Consider the following 1,023-nt stretch of genomic DNA (forward strand, 5'->3'; position numbering starts at 1 on the left):
GTAACATCCAACACCACCAACTTGTTGGAAGTAAGTGAACTGAGTTACTTCCATACCGTTAAGCCAAACTTCCCAACCTAAGCCCCAAGCCCCAAGAGTTGGAGATTCCCAGTTGTCTTCTACGAAACGGATATCGTGAGTAAGCGTATCAATCCCGATTGCTTTTAAAGAATCGAGATAAAGCTGTTGGATATTGTCTGGGTTTGGTTTAAGTACTACTTGGAACTGGTAATAGTGTTGCAAACGGTTCGGGTTTTCACCGTAGCGACCATCTTTTGGACGACGTGAAGGTTGAACGTATGCCGCGTTCCAAGTCTCTGGCCCTAAAGCACGTAAGAATGTTGCGGTGTGGAATGTTCCAGCGCCCATTTCCATGTCGTAAGGTTGTAGTACGACGCAGCCTTGTTCGGCCCAATAGTTTTGTAGGGCAAGAATTAAGCCCTGAAATGTATCAATGTGCGAGATGGCGCGACTCATGTAGCATCCACGAATTTATGAGAAAAATTGCCACTAAGTATAAGGATTTTGTGGTGGAGTGGCAAAGGCTTAATCAAGGGAATACATGATTCGGTCATTTGTTTTTCTGGCTTAGCCACTTTAAGCCTAACCAATAGCAAAAGCCTGTAAATAAGATCATCAGATAGAAACTGTAGATCTTATAAATATGCCACCAAGGGGAAGGGAATGATCCGACAAAAATCAAATGTGTAATAGGGCCAATCAAAATCCAGATCGCAGTTGTGCTGATGAAAATACTCATCAGATTTAAACGATTTTTACGGGCGAGAAAATAGGAAATGATATATACAAAAGGAATAACCAGAAGGCCATAAAAAAGTAAATAAAATAAGAAGTGGGCTAGAAAAACAACTCCAATCGAATAAAGGTTGAACTCAGCATTTAATATTATTACCCCTAAAGCAGATAAACTCAGCAATGGGATGGGTGCAAGCGCAAGTGCGTGAATAATCATTTTTTTGTTATATTGAAGCATATTAAAAATTATAGAATCGAGAATAAATT

At 40.1% G+C, this 1,023-nt stretch carries 2 protein-coding genes; both read right to left on the minus strand.

Features of this window, described 5'->3' with window-relative positions; translation table 11 throughout:
* On the minus strand, nt 1-477 hold a 477-nt coding region (locus tag ABD296_RS49360), incomplete at its 3' end, for a glycine--tRNA ligase subunit alpha (protein WP_344285451.1).
* Between the two features lie 94 nt (nt 478-571).
* On the minus strand, nt 572-1,023 hold a 452-nt coding region (locus ABD296_RS49365), incomplete at its 5' end, for a hypothetical protein (protein WP_344285454.1).

The organism is Actinomadura napierensis, from assembly GCF_039529375.1.
In the GTDB taxonomy this organism is placed as follows: Bacteria; Actinomycetota; Actinomycetes; order Streptosporangiales; family Streptosporangiaceae; genus Spirillospora; species Spirillospora napierensis.